The following is a 2,172-nucleotide window of genomic DNA, read 5'->3' on the forward strand; positions in this document are numbered from 1 at the left end:
GGGCGGGGGTGCGCCGGACGAGGTGGCGCGGGCGTGGGACGAGCTCGTCGCGACGGCTCGCCGGACCGTGGCCGACGGCCTCGTCGTGGGGACGTCGGGCAACGTCTCGGTGCGCGTCGGCGACACGGTGCTGGTCACGCCGACAGGAGTGCCGTACGACCGGCTCGCGCCCGGGGACGTCGTGGGCGTCGACCTCGCAGGCCGCCAGGTCCTCGGCTCCCTCCGCCCGACGAGCGAACTCCCCATGCATCTCGCGGTCTACGACGCCACCGACGCCCGCGCCGTCGTCCACACACACGCCGTCCACGCGACGGCCGTCTCCACGCTCGTCCGGGAATTGCCGCTGATCCACTACATGGCCGCCGCCCTCGGCGGACAGGTTCTGGTCGCCCCGTACGCGACCTACGGCACACAGGAGCTGGCCGAGAACGTGCTGCGGGCTCTGGAGGGCCGCACCGGCTGTCTCCTCCAGAACCACGGCACGCTCACCCACGGTTCCTCCCTCTCCCAGGCGTACGACCGCACGGCCCAGCTCGAATGGATGTGCCGCGTCTGGCTCGCGGCGTCCTCCGTGCCCGGGACGGCGCCGACGCTCCTGAGCCGCGAGCAGGTGGCGGAAGTGGGGGAGCGGTTGCGGGGGTACGGGCAGCCAGGGTGAGGGGCGGTGTGTGGACCGCGTCACTCCGAGCCGTCCGCCCGCTGGCCCGTCGGCTGGTCCGTCTGGACACTGGAGGGGTGCGCACAGTCAAAGCCGCGGCCGCGGCCGCAACCGTCGCCCTCGCAGCCGGAGCGGCGAGCATCGCCGCCGGCCGGTTCGCCAGTGATGCCGCGCTGAAGGCGGCGCCGGGCCGACCGCTTCCGACGGAGCCCCGGCTGACCGTCCACGCGACGGCCGCCGGACAGATCACGCTCACCCGGGACCTCGCCTCACAGCGCCCCGGCCGGTACGGCCTCGTGGGCAACGGCTCGCACGCGGTCGTCGGCCCTGTCCTGGACACCGTCGGCCACACCGCCGACACCGTCGTACGCCGCCTGGAACGTGTCGTCCACGGCACCCTCGAACCCGGCGACAAGGTCTGGCTCACCCCGAACCTGCACGTCGGCGACCCGACCACCGCACTCGGACTCGACCACACCGACCTCGACGTCCCCGGCGAGCTCGGCACCCTGCCCGCCTGGTCCGTGCCCGCGGCCCGCGACATCTGGGTGATCGCCGTGCACGGACTGGGCGCCACGCGCGAACACCCCATGAACGTCCTGGAGTTCCTGCACCGCTGCCACCTCCCGGTTCTCGTCCCCGCCTACCGCGGCGACCCCGGCGCGCCCCGCTCCCCGGACGGCCTGAACCACCTCGGCGAGACCGAGTGGCACGACCTGGACGCGGCCATCCGTCACGCCGTGCGCCACGGTGCCGAGCAGGTGGTCCTGTACGGCTGGTCCACCGGCGCCACGATGGCCCTGCACGCCGCCGCGTACTCGGCGCTGCGCAGCCGTGTCGCCGGGCTCGTACTGGACTCGCCCGTCCTCGACTGGGAGGCCACGCTGCGCGCCCTCGCCGCGGCCCGCCGCACCCCGGGCGCCCTGCTGCCGCTGGCCGTCCGCGCCGCCCAGGGCCGCACCGGTCTGCGCGGCGGCCCCCTCCAGGCGGCCCTCGCCCCCGGCCGGCTCAAGGCGCCCGTCCTGATCTTCCACGGCCCGGACGACACCGTCGCCCCCTGGGACCCTTCCCGCCGCCTCGCCGACCGCAGCCCGAACCAGGTCGCCCTCCACACGGTCCCGCACGCACCCCACGGAGCCATGTGGAACGCCGACCCCGCGGGCTACGAAGAGGCCCTCCGCCGGTTCCTGACCCCGCTGATGTAGACCGGACGACGCGGACACGCAGCGGACACGCCGCAGGCAGGACGCGGGCAGGACCCAGGCAGGACACGGACAGGGAGAGCGGCGGCGCACATTCCGCTTACCGCTCGGGCATCGCCGGGCTCACACGTGTCGAGCGCCCCGTGAACCCCCTGCGTTGGCCATCCCTGTAGCCCCCTGTGACATTCCGTTTGGGTTTTCGGACCGTCAACCGCAAGACTGCCCTCGTGACGTCCCGTAATCCGCGCGACTCCAGGCTCCGACTCGTCCGTCCCCGAACCCTGGCCGCCGCTCCCCGAGCAGCAGTGACCC

General features: G+C 74.1%; 2 protein-coding genes. Both read left to right on the forward strand.

Features of this window, described 5'->3' with window-relative positions; genetic code table 11:
- Positions 1-658: class II aldolase/adducin family protein (locus FNH04_RS45215; RefSeq protein WP_152792033.1), on the forward strand; the 658-nt coding region annotated here is incomplete at its 5' end.
- A 77-nt stretch (positions 659-735) separates the two neighbouring features.
- Entirely contained in the window at positions 736-1,863 is a 1,128-nt protein-coding gene (locus FNH04_RS45220; protein WP_194237041.1) for an alpha/beta hydrolase, read from the forward strand.
- Positions 1,864-2,172 lie beyond the last annotated feature (309 nt).

Source organism: Streptomyces phyllanthi (assembly GCF_009377205.1).
Taxonomy (GTDB): Bacteria; Actinomycetota; Actinomycetes; order Streptomycetales; family Streptomycetaceae; genus Streptomyces; species Streptomyces phyllanthi.